This is a genomic window from Acinetobacter sp. ANC 4779 (assembly GCF_004331055.1).
GTDB lineage: Bacteria > Pseudomonadota > Gammaproteobacteria > Pseudomonadales > Moraxellaceae > Acinetobacter.
Map to the genome: position 1 here is coordinate 419,587 of NZ_SJNU01000001.1, position 24,292 is coordinate 443,878.

Consider the following 24,292-nt stretch of genomic DNA (forward strand, 5'->3'; position numbering starts at 1 on the left):
CATATCATTTCTATTTCTATTTCTATTTCTATTTCTAAAAATAGCTAAGGGACAATGAGCATTATAAATATTGCTGAATGTCAGCTAAATTTTGAATTGTATTGATGGGTTTATGCGCTTCGATCTCATGAAAACCTTGCAGCCATAAGGCCTTCATGCCGGCTTGGGTCGCGCCTTGTATATCATTGACTGGATGATCGCCAATAAATAGACAATGTTGCGGCTCGACCTGCAACTGACGGCTGGTATGCAGAAAAATTTCAGGATTCGGTTTACTCATCCCGACCAGTTCAGAACTGACAATTTCGTCAAAATAATGGCTAAAACCCAAGCCTTGCAGAATGGTTAAACGGGTGGCATGTCCGCCATTGGAAACGACTGCCAGTTTATAACCTTGCTGTTTTAAATCGGACAGCAGACTATTGGCACCTGGCATGGCAACCGCAGATAATCCAAATTGCTGAAACCAGAATTGAGTCAGTTCGTCCAGTTCAGGAACACTGTTCCAATTCAATTCTTGCAGTAGCGCATCAGCTACAGAAGCAGCAATACTCGGATGGGTGAGTAACTCTTTTTTAGGGTAACCGCCATTATCAATACGGCGAATAATCGACTGAATTTGACTGAACTGATCATGCGCTAATTGATGCTGATATGTACGAGCCAAATGTTGACTATAGGCCAAAATACTTTGATTACGATGGGTCAAGGTATTATCCAGATCAAATAAAACAGCACGAATGGTCATTTTAATAGCTCACAACTCTTGTCGACTAATGTAGCACCGAAGCCAGGCATGCTTAAGCAGTTTGCTTTATATGTTTATTACCATTCAGCACAACGCTATTGTCCATCTATATACAACTTTCGAGGTGTTTAGACTGCCTCGAGCATGACTTAAGTCTAGATTAAGTTTTTGTTGTTGTAATAGCGCAAATAAAATCAATCGATCTTCTCTTTATGCACGACAAGCAACGCTTCATTCTCTATCAAGGCTGTTTCCTGGTCATTAGTTTTTGCATGCTTTGGGTATTTTTTCCTATCGGTGGATCAATCGACCTTGCATTGATTCATCCTTGGGTAAGTGAATCTGGACAATTTTTGTTGCGTGATAACTGGTATTTAGCCGAACTGAATCACCGTTATGTCAAAGATCTGATCATTTTGGTCTATGTCATTTTTTTTATACTCTGGCTCGCTTCCTTTAAAATTGAAAAGTTAAGACCGTTACGCTGGAGCTATGGTTATTTTTTCGGCATGGTCATTCTATCGACCTCAATCATTGGACTGTTAAAGTCCCAATCGGCACACGCCTGCCCTTGGAATATCACCATCCCTACACCTCAAGGCTTCTTTTGGGATTTTTCAACCACTAAAGGGCATTGTTTCCCGGGTGGGCATGCGGCTACCGGTTTTGCGCTCATGGCAGGTTACGCAGTGTTTCGCCTATCGAATAAAAAGCGTGCCTACTTTTTTCTGATCGCGGGATGTATTTTAGGTTTTGCCATGGGCTGGGCCCAGATGATGCGTGGAGCGCATTTTCTCAGTCATAACCTGTGGACAGCTTGGGTTATCTGGCTGGTCAATGTGGTTTTTTACTTTTTCAATTACAAGCATTTTATCACGGCTCCCTCATCTCAAGAATAAGGGTTGTTTAAATCTGCTTGACCAGCGGCAATTGTACATTCACTTGTAATCCCCCCAGACTGGCACTCGTTGAGAAAGAAATACGGCCCCCTAATCGTTCCGTGGCTTTATCGACAATAGAAAGTCCTAAACCGCTCCCCATTTCTAAATGATGATGAATCCGATAGAACCGCTTAACAATCTGCTGGTGTAACTCGGGGGCTATCCCCGGGCCACTATCTTCGACTTGAACCATGGCGAAACCCGCTTGTTCAAACACAGAAACATTAATCACCCCGTGGTTCGGCGTGTATTTAATTGCGTTATCAATCAAGTTGAAAATAATCGAATGCACCGCAGATTCCTGGCTATTTAGCAGTATCTCTTCCTGGCGCTCCATCCCCAAATCAATTTCTTTTTGCATCGCTAAATGAATTAACTGTTCTACACAATTGACTGCCACCTGATTGAGTAAAAACTGCTGCTTGCTTTCAACTTCCAGAATTGAAGCATCTTGTTTTGCCAGATTGAGTAACTGGCTAACCAAATGTTGAATACGGATTAATCCTTTACTTAAATTTTGTAAATCATGATCTTCTGGAAATTGTTTTAACAGAATTTGCATTTGCAAATTTAATGCAGTGATGGGCGTGCGTAACTCATGTGCAGCATCGGCAATAAACTGTCGCTGTTCCTGTTGCGAATGTAGAATACGCTCAAACAAATGATTCATTTCGGTAATGGTAGGAACAATTTCCACAGGATAATTATTCAGTTGTATTGCACTTAGCTCATCTAAATCACGCTGTGCCAATTCCGCTTTAAAATCATCAATTGGCTGTAAACTGCGGCTAATAATCCAGCTTAAACCCCAAATCACAAAAGGCATAAACAGCAGATAAGGAATAAACATACTGCCGGCAAGCTCGAGTGCTAAACGCTGCCGTGTCGATTGCTGCTGACTGACCTGAATCTGATCATGCTCTAAAGGCAAAACATAAGTATGCCAAATGTCTTGTGGGGTTTTGTGGGTATAAAATCCTGCTTTATGAACCGGATGAATCAATAAATTTAAAGCATGGCTTTTATGTTCTTCACGTGCATAAGACCACACATCAACAAACAAATCTTCTTCATGATAATGCTTGGATGGATCAAACTGGCTTTTAACCGGCACAGGATCATGAGCCGCGACGCGTTCTGCTAAATTTTTCATCTGCGCATCTAAAACTTCATTAATTTCTTGTAGTGCAATCCGATACGCAGAAAAAATCAGCAGACAACCCAAGGCAATACTAAAAACAGAAATATAAATAATCAGGCGTTTTCTTAATGAATACTGTGACTGCACCAAATGCTAACCTTATAGTTGTCCGAGTCGATAGCCTAAACCACGAATGGTGCGAATGAAATCTTTTCCAAGTTTGGCACGCAAATGATGCACATAGACCTCAATGGTATTACTGCTTACTTCGCTATCCAGATCATATAACTTATCTTCTAAATTGGCCTTAGAAAAAATCTTGTTCGGATGACTCACCAAAGGCGTTAAAATTGCCCATTCACGATTAGACAGATCAATATATTGACCTTTGAACTTGGCAATATGCTGTTCGACATCCAGAACTAAATCCCCATAACTTAAAATTTTCAGACTGTCTTGCAGTGCCGATTCTGCGCCACTACGGCGTAACAAAGCATGAATGCGCGCCAACAATTCATCAAACTCATAGGGCTTGATCAAATAGTCATCTGCCCCATGGTTTAATCCGTCTACACGGTTTTGTAATTGATCACGTGCAGAAATAATCAGTACCGGCAAAGCCGGCCACTGCTGACGAATCTGTTTTAACACCTGCATACCATCCATCATCGGTAAGCCCAGGTCGAGCAAAACAATATCAAACTTTGCTTGGGTCAGTTTTTTTAAACCATCAATCCCATTGTTGACCCACTCCACCTCAAATTGCTGATATTTCAACAAAGTCATGCTGGATTCAGCAATCATAAAATCATCTTCAATTATTAATATTTTAGTCATGCCTTAAACTCACGCTTTCTTTTTTGATTCACATTGCTGCAACATATTATGCTGTTCATCAATCACTTGGGTTTTAACATCCAACAAACTGAGCAGACTTGGGAATAAGTTATCTTGGCTCAATTCTTTGCTTTTTTGCTTGGCTAAGCAAGCAATTTGTGCAGAATTGTGTTGAGTCCATTCAGGTGAAAACCACATCAACATTGGAATATGGGTTTGTTGCGTGGGTGCAATGGCATACGGTGAGCCATGTAAATATAAACCATGCTCTCCTGTCGACTCACCATGATCGGACAAATACCAGAAGCCTGCTTGATGGGTGGAATTGCCTTTTAACACCTGAATGAGCGAGCTTAAAACATGGTCGGTATATACAATCGAATTATCATAACTGTTCAATAATTCTGTGCTGCTACAGCCTTGAATCGCATTGGTATCACAGCTGGGTTTAAACGGTTGGAATTTATCTGTGGAACGCTGGTAATAAGCAGGTCCATGACTTCCCATTTGGTGAAGTACAATTAAACGCGGTGTCTGGTCATTTTCAGGAATCGCTGCAAGATAAGTCTTTAAGCTATCCACCAGAATTTCATCATAACAATCCCCGTCTTTAGCACACCATTTGTCTTTTAACTGTTGTGGAATTTGATACTGCTCCACCCGGTTACAGGTGCCTTTACAGCCTGAATTATTGTCAATCCATGTCACTTTGTAGCCTGCTCGCTGTGCAATATCGAGCAATCCTTCACGGTGACTGGCCAGCTGTTCGTCATAATCTTTACGCGACATACCGGAGAACATGCAAGGTACTGAAACTGCGGTTGCCGTACCACATGAGCTGACCTGATTAAAATTAATAATATCTAGTTTAGAAAGTTCAGGGTTGGTATTTTTCGCATAACCATTTAAAGAAAAACTTTCTGCTCGTGCCGTTTCACCTACCACCAAAACCATCAGTTTAGGTTTAGGATGCTGAGTTACAGGCGCAAGCAAATGTGCATCCTCACCATAAGTCACTAAAGGCAAATTCTGCGCAGGTTTAGATTTATGATAATAAGACAGTGTCGATGAGATGGTATTTTGCGGAGAAATCATGCCTTTTAAATCGCGATGTTCCCGAAAAATCGCGGCGTAATCGACATAGAAGAGAAATAACAATCCACCCACCAATAACAATGAAACGATGCTATTGATGAATTTTTTAGTCACTTTAGATAACAAAACTTCAGGCTTGATACGAACCAGCGCCACTACAATGAGCGGACAGATCACCAAGAACACTGTCCATAATACAAAGCGTAAAGACAATAAGCCCCGGACTTCACGTGCATCGGTTTGCATCATATTCTGAACTTGTTCAGGTGAAATCACCACACCCAGACTGTTCACAAAATATGCAGTAAAACCGCCAATGAAAAGCAACAGATAAGCAAATATTTTTGCATTCCATTTCCATTGGATCAGTTGAAAAATGAAGTTATAAGCTGCAACAATCACCAATACGGTTGCCATTAAAAATAAGTAGGCTTTAGGACCTTGATAAGGCGTTAAATTTTGTATTTTTTGAAAAAAAGCAAAGTTTAGAATCACACCCAACCAAATGGCGAGCAATAAATTAAATTGGCTTAAAGAAATTGGCTTAATTTTATTCCGTAGTCGAGTAATCGTATTTAGCATCATTTTGTAGCGAGTCTTTTTACTGATGCTTTAATCTAGAATACTAAACTTAAAAATCACTTAAATAAAAAAAGGCGATGTAAACATCGCCTTTTGATCACCTAAAAGGAATAGTTGATTAGAACTTATATTCCAAACCTGTACCCACAACAGGTTGTTTGGTTTCATTAGAACCTTGTTCAAGGGTTAAATAACCTGCATAACCATATGCCTTAACTTGTTTGTTAAAGGCATAATCTGCACCTGCAAAAATTTGTTTTGCTTCAAAGTCTGCCGTTGCATTTTTAAAACTGGTTGTATTTTGGCTATATTGAGCTTTTATAGTCCAAGCTTTAGCGGTCGGAATGTTATATTCAGCGCCTACTAACCAGCCTTGTGAATCATCAATACCTGCTGCTGCTGGCTCATTTCCTACAGCATCTTCTACTTCAGAAGTTTGATATAAAGCTTTTAATGCTAAAGCGTTATCTAACAAATTCACACGACCAATCGCACGAATAGTATTTGCCGCAGCAAAAGCAGTTCCTGCAGCAGCAGCAGTCACTTCTGGCGAGGATGCATTGACAAAACCACGTCCTGCGAAGTTACTTGGAATCGCTTTATCATACGCAATACCGGCCACAACCACTGGACTATCATAAACAACAGATGCAGACCAGGCATCGCCTAAGCCACGACCAGCAGTCTTAGATGATCCATTACCTTTGGCAATGCCTGAATCTTCACCAGATGCCAACAGTGCATTCAGTTTGATTGCACCTGTAGGTAATTTAATAGCTGGAGACTCATAAATGACGGCATTAGATATACGGGCTTCACCAGTAAAAATACCGTTCACGTCAGCTTTATTGGCAACAAAGTTATTGAATGAATCAACAGAACTAGAAAGTTGTTTCAATGGAGTGTCATGCGCACCCACTTTTAAAGTCCCTAATTGAACATCTTTTAAACCCACAAAACGGTTACGCGTGGTCCAGTCTGTACTATCCCCATCTGCACTTAGGCCCCACTCAATAGCATAAACTGCGCTTAATCGATCAGTCAGCTTTTCATCACCTTTAACCCCAATGAAAGAACTATTCGAACTGACTTCAACAACGTCACGATCAGCAACGGGTGATGCGTTATCTTCTGGTAAATAATCGATAGAAGCATCGATTTCCCCATAGAATGTTGGCGCGGCAAAAGTAGAGCCTGCAAGTAGCGTTAAAGTAATTACTGCTGCAATTTTGCTTTTCATTTTTAAATACCCCTAAGTTATTTTGTAACAGATGTTACTGTTTAGAAATATTTAAAAAAATGATTTAGATTTTATTAAGTTATCTTTTTTACTGCTTAGATTTTAAATAGATATTGAATTGAATTAAAACGCTTTTATGCATTATTTCAGGGTGGTTTTCCATCTAACAACAGGCCATAAACAGATGGCAGCAAGCAAGGTGATAAAGGCTAAATAAGCTGCATAACCCAAAAAATCACCTAATATTCCACTTAGGCTATATAGACCCCCACTGACCGTTGCCATCAGCGCCACCTGAAAAGTAAAATCGGTGCCTGCCAAATGTTTACGACTATATTGCATGACCAAAGTCAGCATCACCACCAGCAACATCGCTGAAATCATATCTTCAGCGGCATTAATTAAATAAATAAGCCATGGTTTAATTGACTGTTGTGCCTCATATTGAAATGCCAGCCAGGTGTATGCAGCCAAACTGAAAATTTTCAAAATAGAAAAACTAAGCAAGGCATTGGCACGAGAAATATACTTCAAACTTAGGCCGGCCAATCCCGCGCCCATAAGTGCAGCCAATGCCCCCAGCATGGTCACATAAATACCAATCTGGGAAAAAGTCAGTCCTAAATCAACCATTAAAGGTTTTAGCAAAGGACCGGCTAAACCATCAGCAATTTTAAAAGTGATCAGCACCCCTAACCATAAAACCAGACTGCGGTCGTAATGAAAATAAGCCAGATAACTTTTTACTTTGCTCCAGCTAAATGTCTCTTTTTCAGAAACTTGCTGAATATGCTGGAATCGAGCAGGTTCTTTAAAGCATAAAACCGGTAGCGTGTTTAAAAGCACCAGTCCTGCCAAAATTAAAAACGTAATTTGCCAATCCAGCCAATCCAGTGCCCATAAAATCGCGCCACCTCCGACAATAAAGCCCAGCCGTGAACCAATCACCTGAAAAGTATTGCCCCAATGCTGCTGCTCATTTTTCAGAATATTAACGGCCAAGCCATCGGTTGCAATATCTTGGGTCGCACCGACCAGATTCATGCTTAGTAAAGCCACAAAAAATGCCAGTAAATATTCAGGTTGATTTAAAGCCTGAATCGGAAGAAAGGATAGGCCGATGAGTACCACCACACTCAATAACTGAGTCGGAACAATCCAGCTACGGTAATGTCCAACAGCGGAAGAACCAAAACGATCGACCCACGGTGCCCAAAAAATTTTAATCGACCATGGCAACATTAATAATCCAAAGCCACCAATATGTGCCAGTGACACCCCTTGTGCACGTAAAATCACCGGTAAGGCATGGGTCATAAAACCGACCGGTAAACCTTGTGCCCAATATAAAGAGAACAACACGATATAAATGTTAGGTGTACTCGGCATAGCATCCCTTATGATGAAAAAGCAGACTGATTATTTATATCAAACCAGCTGAATTGTAGTTTACTTTTTGCCAATGAATCTTATTTTACAAAAGCTTAACATCATTAAAACGCGATATTTTTTTATCAGGGAGGCCGATAAAACCATGTCAGCCCATTTCCCAACATTGCCCGATCAAGTGCCTGCTCGCGGTAGCAGCTTGAGCCGAACCATGTTCAAAAAATTATTTCTGGCCCAAGGCTGGCGTTTTGAAGGCGAATTTCCAAACCTGTCTAAAGCCGTCGCCATTATTTCCCCGCACACATCCAATCTAGATGCCTGGCATGGTTTTACTGCCCTGCTCGGACTGGGCATTAAAATTACCATTTTTGGTAAACACACCTTATTTAACACACCGCTGAAACCCTTACTGCAATGGATTGGGGTGATTCCGGTCAATCGCAGTATTCAGCAAGGTATAACTCAGCAAATTATCGACTTTATTGATGCCCAAGATCGGATCTGGGTCGGTATGGCACCTGAAGGAACGCGCAAACAGGCAGAATCGTTTAGAAGTGGTTTTTACCGTATTGCCGTGGGTGCCCATATTCCGATTGTGATGTTTTCTTTTGATTACCAGCATAAGACCCTTCACTGCTTAGGTGTGTTTCACCCAACGGGAAATTATCAACAAGATGTAGAGCAAATTTTAGATCACTATGTAGGGAAATTTTCTCCCAAAAATCCGAAATGGTTAGCCAGACCGTTACAAAATCGTATAAAAAATAGCTAGCCATAATGACAACAATCTGCTGTCATGTGCGCAACTTTTTGTCTATTTAGCGTTCAATTTTAATTATGAAGTTTGTGCAATACTCTTTAATCGGTCTCCTTGCGTTTAGCCTGATCGGCTGTGATAAAGCCACAAAAACCTCCCCACAAACCACAACGATACAAGCGCGTGAACCGGTAATTGCCATTGCTTTAGGGGGTGGCGGAGCCAAAGGTTTTGCCCATATTGGGGTGCTGAAAGTTTTAGAGTCACATGGTATTAAACCGAAAATTGTTACAGGCACCAGTGCCGGCAGTTTTGTCGGCAGTATCTATGCCAGTGGTAAAACGCCTTACCAACTACAGCAAATTGCACTCACTCTAAAAGAATCTGACATTCGCGATTTAACCTTCAACAGTCAAGGCGTGGTGCAAGGCCAAAAATTGCAGAACTATGTCAACAAGCACATTGCCAACAAACCGATTGAACAGTTTCCGATTCGTTTTGCCGCAGTTGCAACGCGCCTCGACACCGGACGTAAAGCCGAATTTATTAAAGGCAATGCAGGTCAGGCGGTTCGTGCCTCGTGCAGTATTCCAAATGTCTTTGTGCCTGCGACCATTGCTGGCAAACAATATGTTGATGGCGGTTTGGTCAGTCCGATTCCGGTGAAGACCGCGAAAGATATGGGTGCTGATATTGTGATTGCGGTAGATATTTCGGCACGTCCAGTCGGTGCTAAGTCGCTCAACATGTGGGGCTTGCTTGATCAAACCATAAACATTATGGGACAGCAAAGTATTAATGAAGAACTCAGCCAAGCGACTGTGATCATTCAGCCTAAAGTGGGACACTTGGGCACACTGGATTTGAAAGCCAGTAACCAGTCGATTCTGGAAGGTGAAAAAGCGGCTCAACTGAAAATCATCGCAATTGAGAAAGCCATTACCGATTTCAAAAAGTCTCCAGCCGCCTTCAAACCTGCACTAAAAGCCAAAATCTAAAAAAGATGCTTTTTTAATATTCAAAGACTTACTCATCTGCTAGATTGATATAGAGGCTTGGTTATCTATATTAATTTTAACAATACACGAGTAGATGTATGGAATTTGCTTTCGAACCTTGGCATTGGTTTGTATTGGGTGTTTTACTTATTCTGTCAGAATTGGTACTCCCCGCTTTTGCTGCACTATGGTTTGGCATCGCAGCCATCATGGTGGGTGTTTTATTTTGGTTGTTTCCGATGATGGGCTTCACCACCCAACTCGTCACCTGGATTATCCTGTCCGTCCTATGCACCTTACTCTGGTTTAAATTTATTAAACCGCTTTCAACCGATAAGACCAAAGCCGGTTTATCCCGTGAAGCGACCATTGGTCAGGTGGGTATGGTCATTCAAATCCATATGGAACATGACCTGATTACAGTACGTTTCCCCATGCCGGTTTTGGGTTCTGATGAATGGAACTGCCGTAGCTTAGAACCTGTACGTGTTGGAGATCGCGTGCGCGTAGTCGATATTCTCGGCAATGATCTGGTGGTAAAACCCCACAATTCACATAATGAAAATATATAAAGCGAGGAAATAACATGTCTGGCGGATTTATTATTGTTTTAGCCATCCTAGTATTTGCAGGCGTCACCATTTTTAAAGGTGTACGCATTGTCCCACAGGGTTATAAATGGATTGTACAACGTCTGGGTAAATACCATACCACCCTGACACCGGGTCTAAACTTTGTGATTCCTTATGTCGATGAAGTCGCTTATAAAGTCACCACCAAAGACATTGTGATGGATATTCCTTCTCAGGAAGTGATTACCCGTGATAATGCAGTTTTACTGATGAATGCCATGGCGTATATCAATATTACCACTCCAGAAAAAGCGGTGTATGGTATTGAAAACTATACCTGGGCCATTCAAAACCTGGTACAGACTTCTCTACGTTCTATTGTGGGTGAAATGGATCTGGATGATGCGTTATCATCACGTGATCATATTAAAGCCAAACTGAAAGCCGCCATTTCTGATGATATTTCTGATTGGGGTATTACCCTAAAAACCGTTGAAATTCAGGATATTCAACCCTCAAGCACCATGCAATCCGCAATGGAAGCGCAAGCTGCGGCCGAACGTCAGCGCCGTGCCACCGTGACCAAAGCAGATGGTGAAAAACAAGCCGCTATTTTAGAAGCAGATGGTCGTTTGGAAGCTTCACGTCGTGATGCTGAAGCACAAGTGGTCTTGGCTGAATCATCACAACGTGCGATTGAGATGATTACTTCTGCGGTCGGTGATAAAGAAGTTCCGGTTGCCTACTTGCTCGGTGAACAGTATGTCAAAGCCATGCAAGAGATGGCGAAATCGAATAATGCCAAAACTGTGGTGTTGCCTGCAGATATCATGAACACCATTCGTGGCGTGATGGGTCGTAATCCATAAGCTCTAAATTTTTCTGTAAAATAGACAGCATTGGCTGTCTATTTTTATTTCAGTTGCGAAAAACTCTGCAATCATTGTGAAATTATGATTAAATTTCGCGTTATTTTTTGAAATTATTTGTGCTTTTTTATAAGCCTTTGTTTCGATCTACTGTCCACCTTGTAAATGGATACCGTATGAGCTCCCTGAATCCGACCTTAATTACCTTTCTTTTTTATATTGTCGCCATGATTGCGATTGGCCTGATGGCTTATCGTGCAACAGCCAATTTCTCTGATTATATTTTGGGGGGTCGTCGTTTAGGTAGTTTCGTAACGGCGCTTTCTGCGGGTGCTTCAGATATGAGTGGCTGGTTGCTGATGGGTCTGCCTGGTGCAATTTATCTTTCAGGTTTGTCTGAAATGTGGATTGCCATTGGCCTGATTATTGGCGCATGGCTGAACTGGCGACTGGTGGCCGGACGTCTTCGCGTGCACACCGAAGTTCAGCACAATGCCTTGACCTTGCCAGACTATTTCTCCAACCGTTTTAACGATCAAAAGAAAATTCTGCGTATAGCATCTGCTTTCATCATTTTGATTTTCTTTGCGATTTATTGTGCTTCAGGCATGGTGGCTGGCGCACGTCTGTTTGAAAACATGTTTGACTTGTCTTACAACACGGCGCTTTGGATCAGTGCGATTGCGACCATCAGTTATGTATTTATTGGTGGCTTCTTGGCAGTCAGCTGGACCGATACCATTCAAGCCAGCCTGATGATTTTTGCCCTGTTGCTGACGCCTGTGGTGGTCGTGTTAAGTTTTTCCGATATCAATCAGCTGACTTTGGCTCTTGAAGCAGCTCGTCCACAAGCCACTGACGTGATTGGCAATTTAAGCTTCGTAGCGATTCTTTCATTATTGGCTTGGGGTTTGGGCTACTTTGGTCAACCGCATATTCTGGTGCGTTTTATGGCTGCCGACTCAGTCAAATCCATTCCCAATGCGCGCCGTATTGGCATGACCTGGATGATTCTTTGCTTAGGCGGTGCGGTTGCTGCCGGTTTCTTTGGGATTGCCTACTTCCAGCAACACCCTGAACTTGCCGGTGCGGTAAATGCCAATCCAGAAACGGTGTTTATGGAACTGACCAAAATTCTGTTTAATCCATGGATTGCCGGAATTGTGCTGGCTGCCATTTTAGCCGCGGTGATGAGTACCTTAAGCTGCCAGTTACTGGTGTGCTCAAGTACCTTGACTGAAGACTTTTACAAATCATTCTTACGCAAAAATGCAACGCAAAAAGAACTGGTGTGGATTGGTCGCTTGATGGTCCTACTGATTGCCCTACTTGCAATCTGGATGGCGGAAAATCCTGAATCTAAAGTTCTTGGCTTAGTGGCATATGCTTGGGCTGGCTTCGGGGCGGCTTTTGGCCCCCTAATTATTCTGTCCTTGTTCTGGCGCCGTATGACTTTAAATGGTGCACTTGCCGGCATGTTGATTGGTGCGGTTGTGGTGATTCTCTGGAAAAATATGTTCAGTGCGACCGGGCTGTATGAAATTATTCCCGGTTTTATTTGCTCATTGATCGCCATTATCGTGGTCAGCTTAATGGGTAAAGCACCTACTGAAGAAATCACCACACGTTTCGATGAAGGTGACCGTTTATATCAAGACTCTAAATAATCTTGAGTGCATCAAAAAGAGGACTTATAAGTCCTCTTTTTTTGATTCAATTTTTCTAGATCATACTTTCTAATCCAGTATTTAGCTTTTACGCGACAACAAAAACTGTGAAATCTGATTCAGTTCAGCTGCACTGTCACCAAAAACTGCTAAAGCGTTCAAGGCCTGATCATGCAACTCTTGAGCATAAGCCTGAGCTTTGTCCAATCCCATCAATGCAGGATACGTCGATTTATCTACTTGCTGGTCTTTGCCCGCAGTTTTTCCTAGAACTTCTGTTTCTGAAATAATATCCAGAATGTCATCTTGCACTTGAAAAGCCAGTCCAATCGCTTGCGCATATTCACGTAATTTAGGAATCGCTTGATCGGTGCCTTCAAACACACATACCGCAGCCATCATCACTGCAGCAGAAATAAGTGCACCAGTTTTATTACGGTGAATATTTTCCAAAGCTTGCTGATTGACATGCTTGCCTTCGGCTTGTAAATCCAGTACCTGACCACAGACCATTTTTGAACTGGCAGTCGCCAAAATTTGCATCTGTTTTAACACAATGGATGGAGCAACCGCGGGACCTTGATCAAACAGACGGCTGCCTAATATTTCAAAGGCCATCGACTGTAAAAGATCGCCGGCAAGTAAGGCAGTATCTTCACCAAAAGCCACATGGCAGGTTGGCTGACCGCGACGCAGTAAATCATTGTCCATACACGGCAAATCATCATGTGCCAGTGAATAACAATGAATCATTTCAATGGCTACTGCCGCACGGCGTACTGCCGCAAAATTTGCATTCGGTTTGATGGCCGCTGTGGCATAACAAAGCGCTGGACGTACACGTTTTCCACCGAGCATCACCGCATGATGCACAGCGCCTTTCAGCGGTTCTGGAATGGAAAATGCGTCTAATGCCGTCAATAAATCTTGTTGAATACGTTGCTGTGCTGGGGTTAATACATTTGCATGTACGTCAGTTAAAGATGACACATTCGCCTCGAATACTTTGCTTTGGTGAGTAAATCTAAATCCACAGGAATACTGCCAGATCTAGCTTAATCTAATCTACAACGCTCTTGTCATCATCGACAGAGAACTTGCGACTCATCATACTGCTTTCTCGCAAGATTCTCTATCTGGTTTGTTATTTCAAGCTATCTTCTGGAATTCGAATCCAGCCTTCCATCAACACGCGTGCACTACGGCTCATCACCGCCTTCTTCACCTGCCATTGTCCATTTTCCTGCACGGCTTGCGCACCGACACGTAAAGTGCCTGAGGGATGCCCAAAACGCACGGCTTCACGTGCCCCACCGCCTGCTGCCGAATTCACCAAGGTTCCGGGAATTGCAGCAGCAGTGCCAATGGCAACAGCAGCGGTTCCCATCATGGCATGATGCAGTTTGCCCATCGACAAGGCACGTACCAGTAAATCGACATCCGTGGTTTGAATGTGCTTGCCGCTAGAAGATGTATAGGCTTTAGGTTTCGAGACAAAGGCAATTTTTGGGGTGTGCTGACGTTTTTCAGCTTCGGAAATATCCTGAATCAAGCCCATCTGTTTTGCACCATAAGCACGAATGGTTTCAAAACGTGCCAATGCTTGCGCATCGCCATTAATGGCTTCTTGTAATTCAGTTCCTGTATAGCCAATCTCTTCTGCATTTAAGAAGATGGTCGGAATACCGGCATTAATAAAAGTCGCCTGAAAAGTGCCGATATTGGGAACTTCAAAAGTATCGACCACATTGCCAGTCGGAAACATGGCACCGCCATCTTCGCCATCATCTGCCGGATCTAGAAATTCAATCTGAACTTCTGCGGCGGGGAAAGTCACGCCATCGAGTTCAAAATCCCCGGTTTCCTGCACTTGTCCGTTGGTCATAGGCACATGTGCAATAATGGTTTTCCGAATATTCACTTGCCAGATTCGTACCGTACACACGCCATTTTCAGGAATTCGCTCTGGACTGACCAAACCATTGGAAATCGCAAATGATCCCACGGCAGCAGTCAAGTTGCCGCAGTTCCCACTCCAGTCAACAAAAGGCTGATCAATTGCGACTTGTCCAAATAAATAATCTACATCATGATCGGGCTGTGAACTTTTGGCCAAGATCACGGTTTTACTGGTACTTGAACTTGCTCCCCCCATACCATCAATTTGCTTGCCGTATGGATCGGGACTGCCAATCACACGTAATAACAATTGATCGCGAATTGTTCCAGCCTGCTGTGCGGCTTCCGGCAAGTCATCGAGTTTAAAGAACACACCTTTACTGGTACCGCCACGCATATAGGTTGCTGGAATTTTGATTTGTGGAGCAAAACTCATTTCATTGATCCTTGATATTTATCATTGTTTTACACAATATATGGGGAATGTTGATCACTTTTATCATAATGCTTTTTTCAGCAAAAGCATTTACCACAGGACTTAAGTATAAAAAAGAAACGCTCAATCTTATTGATAAAAAGCATTTATAACTTACAAGTCATTGTATTAATAAAATTAATCTGTTGATTCATTTATTAATTCTATGCAAATCATATTTTGCACTTATTCACATAATCCTGACCCTACTAGGGTTGTACTAGGCTAATACAAATCAATCCATTACAATCACTTCACTTATCCATTGTCGGGCTGATTACTTTGAATAGCGAGTCTTCTACACTTCAGCGTGGCTTAAAGAACCGTCATATCCAACTCATCGCCATGGGCGGAGCAATTGGTACAGGCTTATTCTTAGGTTCCGCACAGGTGATTCAATCTGCAGGTCCTTCCATCATTTTGGGTTATGCCATTGGTGGTTTGATTGCATTTTTAATCATGCGTCAACTGGGTGAAATGATTGTACATGAGCCTGTAGCAGGATCATTCAGCCATTTTGCCTTTAAATATTGGGGGAAATTTCCCGGCTTTTTAGCGGGCTGGAATTACTGGATTTTATATATTTTAGTCGCCATGACAGAGCTGACTGCTGTCGCCAAATATATTAATTACTGGTGGCCTTTTATTCCTCCATGGGCATCGGTACTGTTCTTTTTCGTTGTCATCACCTTGGTCAATCTCGGCAATGTGAAATTTTATGGTGAATCGGAATTCTGGCTTTCCATCATCAAAGTAACCGCTGTTATTTCCATGATTGTCTTTGGTGTGTATTTGCTGCTCACCGCAGATGCAGGCTCAACTTCTTCGTTTAGCAATCTTTGGACACATGGTGGTTTCTTCCCCAATGGTTTTGAAGGTCTGTTCTATATGCTTGCCTTCCTTATGTTTGCCTTTGGTGGGATTGAGCTGATTGGGATGGCTGCAGCAGAAGCTAAAGATCCTGAAAAAACTATTCCTAAAGCCATTAACCAGGTGGTGTTCCGAATTTTGCTGTTCTACATCGGTTCATTGACAATTCTTTTATCGTTGGTGCCATGGAATCAGCTGGAATTAGGTGGTCTGGATAAAAGTCCATTTGTAATGATTTTCAGTCAACTCGGTATTGGCTGGGCAGCTCACTTACTAAATTTCATTATCTTGACTGCTGCGCTGTCTGTTTATAACAGCGGTATGTATGCCAATAGCCGTATGCTTTACGGTTTAGCACAACAAGGCAATGCACCTAAAGTATTTAATAAAGTAAATAAACAAGGGGTGCCTATCCCTGCTGTTTTATTCTCAGCACTGTTAATTTTTGGTTGTGTACTTTTAAACTACTTTGTGCCAGAAAATGCCTTAAGCCATCTAATATATGTGGTGGTGGGTGCATTAGTACTCAACTGGGCCATGATTACATTGACGCACTTGAAGTTTAGACATGCGATTAAACAAGCTTCCATCCAAACCAAGTTCCCTGCACTTTGGTCTCCAATCAGTAATTATTTAGTACTCATCTTTATTGTGACCGTACTTTATATTATGTGGATGCAAGGTTTTAAAGAATCTGTACTGATGATTCCGATCTGGATTGTGATCATGTTGGGTCTATTTAAAGTCCTCAAGATGAATAAATCTTAAGCAGACGCTATAAAGATGAGTCTTTGAAAAAGTTATTGTTTCGACAATAACTTTTTTTTTATCCTTTTTTGCGCTAAATTAGCTGCGCATTGTGCCCTTAGCTTAACTGGATAGAGCAGTTGCCTCCTAAGTGACCGACGCGGGTTCGACTCCCGCAGGGCGCACCACCCCAATAGCAGAATATAAAACAATTTAGTTAAAAGACATTTATATTCAAATAGATAAACCATCTATATAGAAGAATACAGTTAAGTATACAAGGATATAGTTGCAAAATATAAGGATATGATTGAGGATACATGCAGTTCTATTTAATATGTATCCTTATTTCATTATGGCCAAAAAGACTATTCCGCTATCTGACTCCAAGTGCACGGGGGCAAAACCACAGGAAAAAGACTACTCTTTGTATGATGGTCATGGACTTATTTTGTTCATCCGAAAGAGCAGCTCAAAGGTATGGCGATTTAAATACAAAAGAGCCAACGGTAAAGATGGTTTAATGACTTTAGGCAACTTTCCCGCTTTAAGCTTAAAAGCTGCTCGAGACAAGCGCCGTGAATTAGAAAAACTATTAGCCAATGGCATAGATCCAATTGAACATGGCGAAATACAAAAGGCTAAATTAGATAATGCATACAGTTTTGAGGTTATAGCTCGGGACTGGCATAAGGAATATAGCAACACAGGTCGCTGGATTGCGCACACAGCTGAAAGAGCATTAAAGAACTTAGAAGACTATGTTTTCCCTATCATTGGGCAACAGTCGATAGATGCAGTAAAGCCTAGAGATCTTGTTAAGGTTTTACGCTCCATTGAAGAATCTGGATATGCAGAAGTATTAAAGAAAACTCGTCAAAGATTTAGCAGCATATTTTCTTATGCGATATCACGTGGCCTCATAGAAGAAAATCCCGCTTACTTTCTAAAAGATGTTTTTGTAAAAACGAAGAAGTCTAAGCATCACCCTCAATTACCTTTAGAGCAACTGCCTGAGCTCTTGCAAAGATTAGAAAATGATAAGGGTTACCCTATAACCAAGTTATGTACAGCATTTGCACTTCATACGTTTGTACGTTCCAGTGAATTTCGTTTTGCACGTTGGACTGAGTTTGATCTTCAAAAAGGCATATGGACCATACCGGGAGAACGGGAATTAATTCCTGGACAGAAGTTTTCTAATCGCGGTGCCAAAATGAAAATGGATCATTTGATTCCATTATCACCTCAGGTTATTGATATCTTAAAAGATATCCATCCTTATAGTGGTATGACTAAAAATGTTTTTCCAAAGAATGGCGACCCTCAAGGTTTTATTAGTGAATCTACTATTAATAAGACACTACGCCGTATTGGCTATGACACTAACAAAGATATATGCGGACATGGTTTTAGGGGCATGGCTTGTTCTGCCTTGGTACAGAGTACCCTATTCCAAAAAGAAGCTGTAGAGAAGCAAATGAGTCACCAAGAGCGTGATCAGGTACGCCTTGCTTATACTCACCAAGCCGAATATTTAGAAGAACGTAAAGCCATGCTCAGCTGGTGGAGCGACTACCTGGAAGCCAACCGAGTGAAATACATCAGTCCATACGACTTCACTCAGCAATTGCTCAGTGAGGATGTAATCAATTTCAAATATGCAAAGTTAGTAAAATAAGAACTTACTAAGCCTTATTTTGCCAGTTTGCTAAGCCTAGCTCGACGGAGCGAAAGTCGGATGCCCAATCCGATTGGCTTAGCTCCTATTTTGGGCGCCCTGGGAGGCATCATATGAAGCAAATTTTTAAATCCAAATGGAACACGAAACTACTTCCGTTATTAACCAAACATAAGGAAGTATCACTTTATGATATTGTTAAGCTAGCTTCAGATGAATACATATCAGGAACTAAATATCTTGGTGATTTTTTAGATTACTTTATCTATCAGCCTGATAATAATTTATCTCAAGAACAAAATAATCAAATATTAAAATTTATTGAAACATTAATAAATCCAAATAATTATAAAGAAAATAGCTCTGAATCGATCAAAGCTTTCCACAATTTTAATATCAAAGAAAATTTAAGTCCTGAAAACTACATAGCACTACATGATGTTTATTGGTCTCAAGCAACTCTAAGTGAATTATTTATTAAACAGGATTCCTTAATATACCAATTTGAGAGTTGCTTTATTTTTGGAAAAAATCCAACAATTACCACGTACACTCCTACTTATTATTTCCAAGATCAATTTTCTTATTTCGAAGCCGCTTGTCTTATGATTGGATGCCTTGATGCAATTGATGCTAAAGATCTATATGAAGAAAATTCCGATGAATTTCATAACATAAATCCTCAATTTAGAAGTTGTTTTAACTTTCTAAAGAAAGCTAAAGAAGCAGCTATCTTACCGGCAGAAATTATTCCATCAAAGTTACTTCACGAGTATTTGGAGCCCAAATTTCATATTCCTGGATTTACTGATCGTGCAATAAATGAAGCGCCAAAATCTTATTCTTCTAGAAATATACACCCATCTATTGACCCTTCTCATCCTCATTATGCACCTGAACTTGAGCTTGCAATTAAAGTATGGCAGAAAAAGTATGTAGATGGTTACCCAACAAAATATGAGGATCACTCACCAGCAATCCAGCAGATTTTAAAAGAAATGGAAATTAAAAATAAACGACTCATTGAAAGAATCACAGTCATAACCAATAACAAAAAATTAAAAATTTCATAATGTTAATAGAGGTGCCACCTAAGGTGACAGTAAATATTCCATTCTTGTCACTTGCATGGCACCTCTACTCATTTGCTTAGATACAACCATGTTCTTACAAATATTTGGTTGTAATCATGCTTCAAGTAACTCCAATTCGAATTCAATTCAGTACGACATGTCAGCTACTTGATGTCACGCGCGAATCTCTTCGTCACACTATCCGCAAAGACCCTTCATTTCCTCGCCCGTTGAAGATGGGTACATCAAAACAATCGCCTGTTTTTTTTGATTATCAAGAAATTATTGAATGGCATAACAGCAAAAAAGCTTCTGCTGAAATGGAGGCCTAATAATGAATATGCCAACCCAATTTGCTTCAAATCAAAAAAAAACCATGTCCACACGCGTAATTGCGGATCTTTGCGAGAAGAAACCACAACACGTTAAGCGTGACTGTGAAAACATGTTTATCTCACTTGGTTTAGATGCGTCCAGATTTGGACACATCTATTTTGACTCAATGAATCGCCAACAAACCGAATATTTGTTAGATGAAGAATTAACAATGACTTTGGTTACGGGATACAACATTGTTTTGCGCAATCGCGTGATTAAACGCTGGAAGGAACTAGAGAACTACACAAAAAGTGTAATAACGCAATTTCAAATACCAACATCACTATCTGAAGCACTCCAGTTAGCAGCGGATCAGGCACGAAAAATCGAGCAAGACAAACCTAAAGTGAATTACTACGAAAAAATTGTAGTCCGTGACACCTTGCTTAATGCTACCCAAGTTGCTCAAAAACTCAGTATCTCAGCTATATCTCTTAATAAACATCTTGAAGAGTTAGATGTATATAACAGATCTATAAAACGTTGTCGCGCCTTCCAACAATGGTTTGTAGATCAGGAATTGGGTCTACTTAAACAGACAGAACTTGGTTACTCACAACCAATGTTTACTTTGAAAGGTGAAGCCTGGGTAATTGAAAAACTAGTAAGTGAAGGAGCTATTTCATGAAATTTAAAATTATTTTTTTAATAGCTCTTCTCAAACTAAAGCGATTCGGCTATATTGATTCTGTTCGGTGCAAAATCATCGAATTAGTCTTGGCAGACTATCAATCATTGGCGCATACAGTCCGCTTCGGGCTTTTTTTATGCGTAAAATCTCTATGCTTCCGCATCTCTATGGTGAAGCTGGAGAGGGACACTTTCGAGTGTGCTGGTAACCTAATGAACCAGTCTGCCAACCCTTTTCAGCTTTGCCACCCTTACTTGGCAGTAAACGGCAGAGCTTCTAAATTATCATTAGGAGCGCATTCGTCATGAACGCTAAAGTTAAATTTCCAGAACAATTACTTCCCTTCTACAGTGCTGTTAATCTGTTTGATGCATACTCACTTGCATTCGAAACCACTTCTCAGATTCAAGTACTTATAAATCGAATCAGCAAAGAAACAGCTCGAATTAAAAAAGTCGCACAAGAAAACAATGTTTTCACTGAACTTGAAAGTCTTATTTCAGTTGCAGAATACTTAGCTGACAATCACAGCAATACATTAGATGTTGAGCGCGAAAAATATCAAAATGCATTAAAAAATTCAAGCGTTCAATATGATGCTGGTGATCTTTTGGAAGCTTATTCTCTTGCGCACGAAGCAAGCTCTTGGCTTAGCACAATACTTTATCAAATCAAAGATGAATTATTTACTGTCAAAGAAAAGTCTACTGCTCTTTGCAATGCAATATTCGCCAGTCTTGAGCGTCTAATTTATATTGCAGAATACTTAGCTGACAATCACAGCAACACTTTCGATGTTGAATGCAAAAAGTACGAAGCTGAATGGGAGACTGTCAAAAATGAATAAGTCTTCTAAAACTATCAGCTCTACGACTCTGAAAAATGAGCCTACACCACCAGCTAAATCTGTCCTTCCTACCTATGCAGACTCAGTACGTATGACTGGAAGCAGACTTGCTAATGCTGTAATTAAAATCCAGCAAGGAGGAGTTAAGGGTGTTCGAGATGAGTAAAATGTTTAGCACTGGAAATCCTGCTGTTGATGCAATTGGCACATTTAATTTTGAAGGAAATATCATTCCTGCGAACTGGTTCAGCGTGTTCAAGCTGGCAAATGGAAAGCCTGATGTAAATGCCATTATTATTCTTTCTGAGATTGTCTACTGGCATCGCCCCTCTATTGTCCGTAATGAAGAAACAGGTCAAATAACTGGCATCAAAAAGAAATTTAAGGCTGATCTTTTACAACGTTCTTACCAAAGTTTTTCAGATCAATTCGGCTTTTCTAAACAACAAGTCAGAGAGGCTTTAGACCGTCTTGAGAAATTTGGAGTGATCAAACGTCACTTTCGTACAGTTGCAGCTAACAATCAGAAATACAACAATGTTTTGTTTATTGAGTTAATTACCCCTGTCCTCTTTAAAGTAACTACCCTATCACTATCAAAATGGGGAGGCTCTCCATCTGAAAAGGTAGACCCTCCCCATTTCAAAGAGGAGACAAATACAGAGACTACTACAAAGATTACTACAGAAAAGAAAAAGGGTAGTTCTGAACAACCTAAGGCTGAAAAGCAAAACGAATACCCAGAGAGTTTTGAGAAGTTCTGGAAAGCCTATCCGATCTGCAAGCGTAAAACTAAAAAATCTGAATCATTCAAAACTTTCAAAAAATATGAACCAGATTTCAATCTTGATCTCTTGCTAACCATTCTTGAAAAACTGAAAAATTCCAAAGATTGGATTAAAGATGATGGTGATTACATTCCGGCACCACAAGCATGGCTAAATCAGCGTCAGTGGGAGAATGATTATTGGGTGAGTCAGATCAATCAGAATCACGGGAGGCCGTCAACAGCTCCAGTACCACAATCACCAACTCAATCATTGATCAATCTACCTTTAAAACCTAAAAGTTTACTGGGGAGCATGCAATGAATTCTAATACCCTTCCCCCTATTCATAACCTACAAATTGAACAGGCTGTACTTGCAGCATTGATGACGGTTGCAAACTCATACGCTCAAGTTGAGAATCTGCTCACTGAAGATGATTTTCACGCTACACGCCATAAATTGATTTTTAAGGCTGTGCTGGATCTGGATTCTAAGAACTCACCTTATGACGCCGTACTTGTTCACCAGTGGTTAGAAACGCATGGTTTTAGCGAAGCTTCAGGCGGTGAAAAATACCTCATGCAATTGATGAGTGATGCCCCTTCCAGTTTTTACAATCTGCAATCGTACGCAGAGAAATTGAAGGATTTTACTGCATGCCGTCAAGTTGAAGCTGAGGCGCTGAAGGTAATCCAACAAGCCCGGCATTTAACTATCAGTCGTGGTGAGCTGGTACATAATGCTCAAGCAGCTTTTGCCGACCTGAATACTGAGTCAGGAAGTGAATCTTTATTTCACATTCATGATGCTGCATCAAATACGTTTCTTGAAATCAGCCGCAAGATGGAAGCAATGATTGCTGGCGAAACAATGATTAAAGGTATCCAGACCGGTATATATGATCTTGATAAAAAATTAGGTGATATTGAACCAGGCTGTCTGATGGTTGTAGCAGCACGACCTGCAATGGGTAAAACCACAATGATGCAGCTAATCGCCAACCACGTAGCAATCATTCAGAAAAAATCAGTCTTGATTATGTCGGGTGAAATGCCAAAGGAACAGATTGCTATGCGCCTCTGTTGTGCCATGGCACCTGCTGATATTGGGTTAGTGCGTAATTCCCCACACTTACTCCCAAAAGATGAATTTACGGCTTATACGAACGCCGTGGTGATGCTTAAAAATGTACCGATGCAGATCAACGATACTTCACGTCCATCAATTGCCAATATCCGTGAATCCATTCGTAAGATACAGCACCAATATGGTTCCGTAGGTGCTGTACTGGTTGATTATCTACAGATCATGAAAACGACTAAGCCATTTGCCCGAGAAGACTTGAAGATTGCTTATTTCACCGGTGAACTCAAAGCGATGGCCAAAGAGTTTAATTGTGTCATCGTACTTTTATCACAGCTTAACCGTGAGTTAGAAAAACGACCAAATAAGCGCCCCGTGTTATCAGATCTACGCGAGTCTGGTGCAATCGAACAGGATGCTGATCAAATTGTTTTCTTATATCGTGATGAAATTTATAACAAGGAGTCTCAATATAGAGGTATAGCTGAAGCTATTGTTGGAAAGAACCGCCACGGCGAAGCTGGCACCGCATTCATGCATGCTCAGTTGAAGTACTGTCAATTTACTAACTTAGACCATGATGCACTTAATCAAATTCAGGGGATTGAATAACTATGTTTATAAGTAATTTCGGCATGGACGGCACCGTTTTTAAAAAATCCCAAGCTGAACGCTTTATCAACCTTAAGCAGCAAAAGAGAGTTAAAGAGTTTCTTGTTAAACAGCGTGGTTATAAGCGTCCAGATTTCAATAGGATGATTTTGGATTTAAGTAAGCTTAAATGGACACACGAAAAGATAGCCTTTGTTCTCCCAGTAGCAGGCGCATCTACTGTTTCAGAATGGGCACGTGGTGGGATCCCAAACTTTGAACACGGCGAAGCCTTCATAGAACTATGGAAAGCTGAAACACGTGTTGAGCGAGTACCGCGTGAAGGCGAATGGCAGATATATAAATATGAAGTTGGGCAGTTAGAGTTACTTTAATATCAAATTGTCCGCCA

23 protein-coding genes and 1 tRNA gene are annotated in these 24,292 nt (G+C 41.0%); 16 read left to right on the forward strand and 8 right to left on the reverse strand.

The window, feature by feature from the left end; translation table 11 throughout:
• Positions 1-61: 61 nt before the first annotated feature.
• Positions 62-748, reverse strand: a complete 687-nt coding sequence (locus E0H80_RS02050; RefSeq protein WP_131362658.1) for an HAD family hydrolase — start codon at positions 746-748, stop codon at positions 62-64.
• Positions 749-960: 212 nt separating this feature from the next.
• On the opposite strand from E0H80_RS02050, the gene E0H80_RS02055 reads away from it, so the two are divergent.
• Positions 961-1,647: a phosphatase PAP2 family protein gene (locus E0H80_RS02055; RefSeq protein WP_131362659.1), complete on the forward strand. Its 687-nt coding sequence runs from the start codon at positions 961-963 to the stop codon at positions 1,645-1,647.
• 7 nt (positions 1,648-1,654) lie between these two features.
• Here E0H80_RS02055 and E0H80_RS02060 read toward each other — a convergent pair whose 3' ends face one another.
• From E0H80_RS02060 to E0H80_RS02080, 5 genes are all read right to left on the reverse strand, one after another.
• Complete coding sequence (locus tag E0H80_RS02060) at positions 1,655-2,977, reverse strand: ATP-binding protein (protein WP_131362660.1); 1,323 nt, start codon at positions 2,975-2,977, stop codon at positions 1,655-1,657.
• A 12-nt stretch (positions 2,978-2,989) separates the two neighbouring features.
• Complete coding sequence (locus tag E0H80_RS02065; RefSeq protein WP_131362661.1) at positions 2,990-3,667, reverse strand: response regulator transcription factor; 678 nt, start codon at positions 3,665-3,667, stop codon at positions 2,990-2,992.
• A 9-nt stretch (positions 3,668-3,676) separates the two neighbouring features.
• Positions 3,677-5,344, reverse strand: coding sequence for a phosphoethanolamine transferase (locus tag E0H80_RS02070; RefSeq protein ID WP_131362996.1), 1,668 nt, complete (start codon positions 5,342-5,344; stop codon positions 3,677-3,679).
• A gap of 118 nt (positions 5,345-5,462) precedes the next feature.
• Positions 5,463-6,584 (reverse strand): porin, encoded by a 1,122-nt coding sequence (locus E0H80_RS02075; protein ID WP_131362662.1) that lies wholly within the window; start codon positions 6,582-6,584, stop codon positions 5,463-5,465.
• Positions 6,585-6,725: 141 nt separating this feature from the next.
• A complete protein-coding gene (locus tag E0H80_RS02080; RefSeq protein ID WP_131362663.1) occupies positions 6,726-7,973 on the reverse strand; it encodes an MFS transporter in 1,248 nt (415 codons plus the stop codon).
• 145 nt (positions 7,974-8,118) lie between these two features.
• On the opposite strand from E0H80_RS02080, the gene E0H80_RS02085 reads away from it, so the two are divergent.
• The 5 genes from E0H80_RS02085 (at position 8,119) to putP (ending at position 12,836) form a co-directional block, all read left to right on the forward strand.
• Positions 8,119-8,745 carry a 1-acyl-sn-glycerol-3-phosphate acyltransferase gene (locus tag E0H80_RS02085; protein WP_131362665.1) on the forward strand — a complete coding sequence of 209 codons (627 nt, stop codon included), beginning with the start codon at positions 8,119-8,121 and terminating at the stop codon, positions 8,743-8,745.
• Between the two features lie 65 nt (positions 8,746-8,810).
• Positions 8,811-9,728, forward strand: a complete 918-nt coding sequence (locus E0H80_RS02090; RefSeq protein ID WP_131362667.1) for a patatin-like phospholipase family protein — start codon at positions 8,811-8,813, stop codon at positions 9,726-9,728.
• A 98-nt stretch (positions 9,729-9,826) separates the two neighbouring features.
• Positions 9,827-10,300 (forward strand): NfeD family protein, encoded by a 474-nt coding sequence (locus E0H80_RS02095; protein ID WP_131362669.1) that lies wholly within the window; start codon positions 9,827-9,829, stop codon positions 10,298-10,300.
• Between the two features lie 14 nt (positions 10,301-10,314).
• The gene (locus E0H80_RS02100; protein ID WP_131362671.1) at positions 10,315-11,169 is read left to right on the forward strand and encodes an SPFH domain-containing protein; all 855 of its coding nucleotides are present in this window, start codon (positions 10,315-10,317) and stop codon (positions 11,167-11,169) included.
• A gap of 176 nt (positions 11,170-11,345) precedes the next feature.
• Positions 11,346-12,836: a sodium/proline symporter PutP gene (putP, locus tag E0H80_RS02105; RefSeq protein WP_131362673.1), complete on the forward strand. Its 1,491-nt coding sequence runs from the start codon at positions 11,346-11,348 to the stop codon at positions 12,834-12,836.
• Between the two features lie 81 nt (positions 12,837-12,917).
• On the opposite strand, the gene E0H80_RS02110 is transcribed toward putP, so the two are convergent.
• Both E0H80_RS02110 and prpF read right to left on the reverse strand, forming a co-directional pair.
• A complete protein-coding gene (locus E0H80_RS02110; RefSeq protein WP_131362675.1) occupies positions 12,918-13,826 on the reverse strand; it encodes a polyprenyl synthetase family protein in 909 nt (302 codons plus the stop codon).
• Between the two features lie 154 nt (positions 13,827-13,980).
• A complete protein-coding gene (prpF, locus tag E0H80_RS02115) occupies positions 13,981-15,171 on the reverse strand; it encodes a 2-methylaconitate cis-trans isomerase PrpF (protein ID WP_131362677.1) in 1,191 nt (396 codons plus the stop codon).
• Positions 15,172-15,492: 321 nt separating this feature from the next.
• Between prpF and E0H80_RS02120 the strand changes: the two genes are divergently transcribed.
• The 10 genes from E0H80_RS02120 (at position 15,493) to E0H80_RS02170 (ending at position 24,275) form a co-directional block, all read left to right on the forward strand.
• Entirely contained in the window at positions 15,493-16,848 is a 1,356-nt protein-coding gene (locus E0H80_RS02120; RefSeq protein ID WP_131362679.1) for an amino acid permease, read from the forward strand.
• 91 nt (positions 16,849-16,939) lie between these two features.
• Positions 16,940-17,015 (forward strand) — tRNA-Arg (locus tag E0H80_RS02125).
• Positions 17,016-17,182: 167 nt separating this feature from the next.
• Entirely contained in the window at positions 17,183-18,508 is a 1,326-nt protein-coding gene (locus tag E0H80_RS02130) for a tyrosine-type recombinase/integrase (RefSeq protein WP_131362997.1), read from the forward strand.
• A gap of 113 nt (positions 18,509-18,621) precedes the next feature.
• Positions 18,622-19,581, forward strand: coding sequence for a hypothetical protein (locus E0H80_RS02135; protein ID WP_131362681.1), 960 nt, complete (start codon positions 18,622-18,624; stop codon positions 19,579-19,581).
• Positions 19,582-19,697: 116 nt separating this feature from the next.
• A complete protein-coding gene (locus tag E0H80_RS02140; protein ID WP_131362683.1) occupies positions 19,698-19,913 on the forward strand; it encodes a transcriptional regulator in 216 nt (71 codons plus the stop codon).
• 2 nt (positions 19,914-19,915) lie between these two features.
• Positions 19,916-20,587: a Rha family transcriptional regulator gene (locus E0H80_RS02145; protein WP_131362685.1), complete on the forward strand. Its 672-nt coding sequence runs from the start codon at positions 19,916-19,918 to the stop codon at positions 20,585-20,587.
• Positions 20,588-20,894: 307 nt separating this feature from the next.
• Positions 20,895-21,437 carry a hypothetical protein gene (locus tag E0H80_RS02155; protein WP_131362689.1) on the forward strand — a complete coding sequence of 181 codons (543 nt, stop codon included), beginning with the start codon at positions 20,895-20,897 and terminating at the stop codon, positions 21,435-21,437.
• A gap of 158 nt (positions 21,438-21,595) precedes the next feature.
• Positions 21,596-22,528, forward strand: a complete 933-nt coding sequence (locus tag E0H80_RS16765) for an Lrp/AsnC family transcriptional regulator (RefSeq protein WP_228259933.1) — start codon at positions 21,596-21,598, stop codon at positions 22,526-22,528.
• The gene (locus E0H80_RS02165) at positions 22,525-23,901 is read left to right on the forward strand and encodes a replicative DNA helicase (protein WP_131362691.1); all 1,377 of its coding nucleotides are present in this window, start codon (positions 22,525-22,527) and stop codon (positions 23,899-23,901) included. Before E0H80_RS16765 ends, E0H80_RS02165 begins: the two co-directional genes overlap by 4 nt.
• Before the next feature lie 2 nt (positions 23,902-23,903).
• Positions 23,904-24,275, forward strand: a complete 372-nt coding sequence (locus E0H80_RS02170; protein WP_131362693.1) for a hypothetical protein — start codon at positions 23,904-23,906, stop codon at positions 24,273-24,275.
• Positions 24,276-24,292 lie beyond the last annotated feature (17 nt).

What these genes read in the sequence shown, in the direction of transcription:
- E0H80_RS02070 (WP_131362996.1), bottom strand. Translation starts at nt 5,344, where the DNA reads ATGCTAAATACGATTACTCGACTACGGAATAAAATTAAGCCAATTTCT.
- E0H80_RS02155 (WP_131362689.1), top strand. Translation starts at nt 20,895, where the DNA reads ATGAACGCTAAAGTTAAATTTCCAGAACAATTACTTCCCTTCTACAGT.
- E0H80_RS02170 (WP_131362693.1), top strand. Translation starts at nt 23,904, where the DNA reads ATGTTTATAAGTAATTTCGGCATGGACGGCACCGTTTTTAAAAAATCC.
- E0H80_RS02050 (WP_131362658.1), bottom strand. Translation starts at nt 748, where the DNA reads ATGACCATTCGTGCTGTTTTATTTGATCTGGATAATACCTTGACCCAT.
- E0H80_RS02090 (WP_131362667.1), top strand. Translation starts at nt 8,811, where the DNA reads ATGAAGTTTGTGCAATACTCTTTAATCGGTCTCCTTGCGTTTAGCCTG.
- E0H80_RS02145 (WP_131362685.1), top strand. Translation starts at nt 19,916, where the DNA reads ATGAATATGCCAACCCAATTTGCTTCAAATCAAAAAAAAACCATGTCC.
- E0H80_RS02100 (WP_131362671.1), top strand. Translation starts at nt 10,315, where the DNA reads ATGTCTGGCGGATTTATTATTGTTTTAGCCATCCTAGTATTTGCAGGC.
- E0H80_RS02095 (WP_131362669.1), top strand. Translation starts at nt 9,827, where the DNA reads ATGGAATTTGCTTTCGAACCTTGGCATTGGTTTGTATTGGGTGTTTTA.
- E0H80_RS02130 (WP_131362997.1), top strand. Translation starts at nt 17,183, where the DNA reads ATGGCCAAAAAGACTATTCCGCTATCTGACTCCAAGTGCACGGGGGCA.
- E0H80_RS02085 (WP_131362665.1), top strand. Translation starts at nt 8,119, where the DNA reads ATGTCAGCCCATTTCCCAACATTGCCCGATCAAGTGCCTGCTCGCGGT.
- E0H80_RS02165 (WP_131362691.1), top strand. Translation starts at nt 22,525, where the DNA reads ATGAATTCTAATACCCTTCCCCCTATTCATAACCTACAAATTGAACAG.
- E0H80_RS02075 (WP_131362662.1), bottom strand. Translation starts at nt 6,584, where the DNA reads ATGAAAAGCAAAATTGCAGCAGTAATTACTTTAACGCTACTTGCAGGC.
- E0H80_RS02080 (WP_131362663.1), bottom strand. Translation starts at nt 7,973, where the DNA reads ATGCCGAGTACACCTAACATTTATATCGTGTTGTTCTCTTTATATTGG.
- putP (WP_131362673.1), top strand. Translation starts at nt 11,346, where the DNA reads ATGAGCTCCCTGAATCCGACCTTAATTACCTTTCTTTTTTATATTGTC.
- E0H80_RS02135 (WP_131362681.1), top strand. Translation starts at nt 18,622, where the DNA reads ATGAAGCAAATTTTTAAATCCAAATGGAACACGAAACTACTTCCGTTA.
- E0H80_RS16765 (WP_228259933.1), top strand. Translation starts at nt 21,596, where the DNA reads ATGAGTAAAATGTTTAGCACTGGAAATCCTGCTGTTGATGCAATTGGC.
- E0H80_RS02140 (WP_131362683.1), top strand. Translation starts at nt 19,698, where the DNA reads ATGCTTCAAGTAACTCCAATTCGAATTCAATTCAGTACGACATGTCAG.
- prpF (WP_131362677.1), bottom strand. Translation starts at nt 15,171, where the DNA reads ATGAGTTTTGCTCCACAAATCAAAATTCCAGCAACCTATATGCGTGGC.
- E0H80_RS02065 (WP_131362661.1), bottom strand. Translation starts at nt 3,667, where the DNA reads ATGACTAAAATATTAATAATTGAAGATGATTTTATGATTGCTGAATCC.
- E0H80_RS02055 (WP_131362659.1), top strand. Translation starts at nt 961, where the DNA reads ATGCACGACAAGCAACGCTTCATTCTCTATCAAGGCTGTTTCCTGGTC.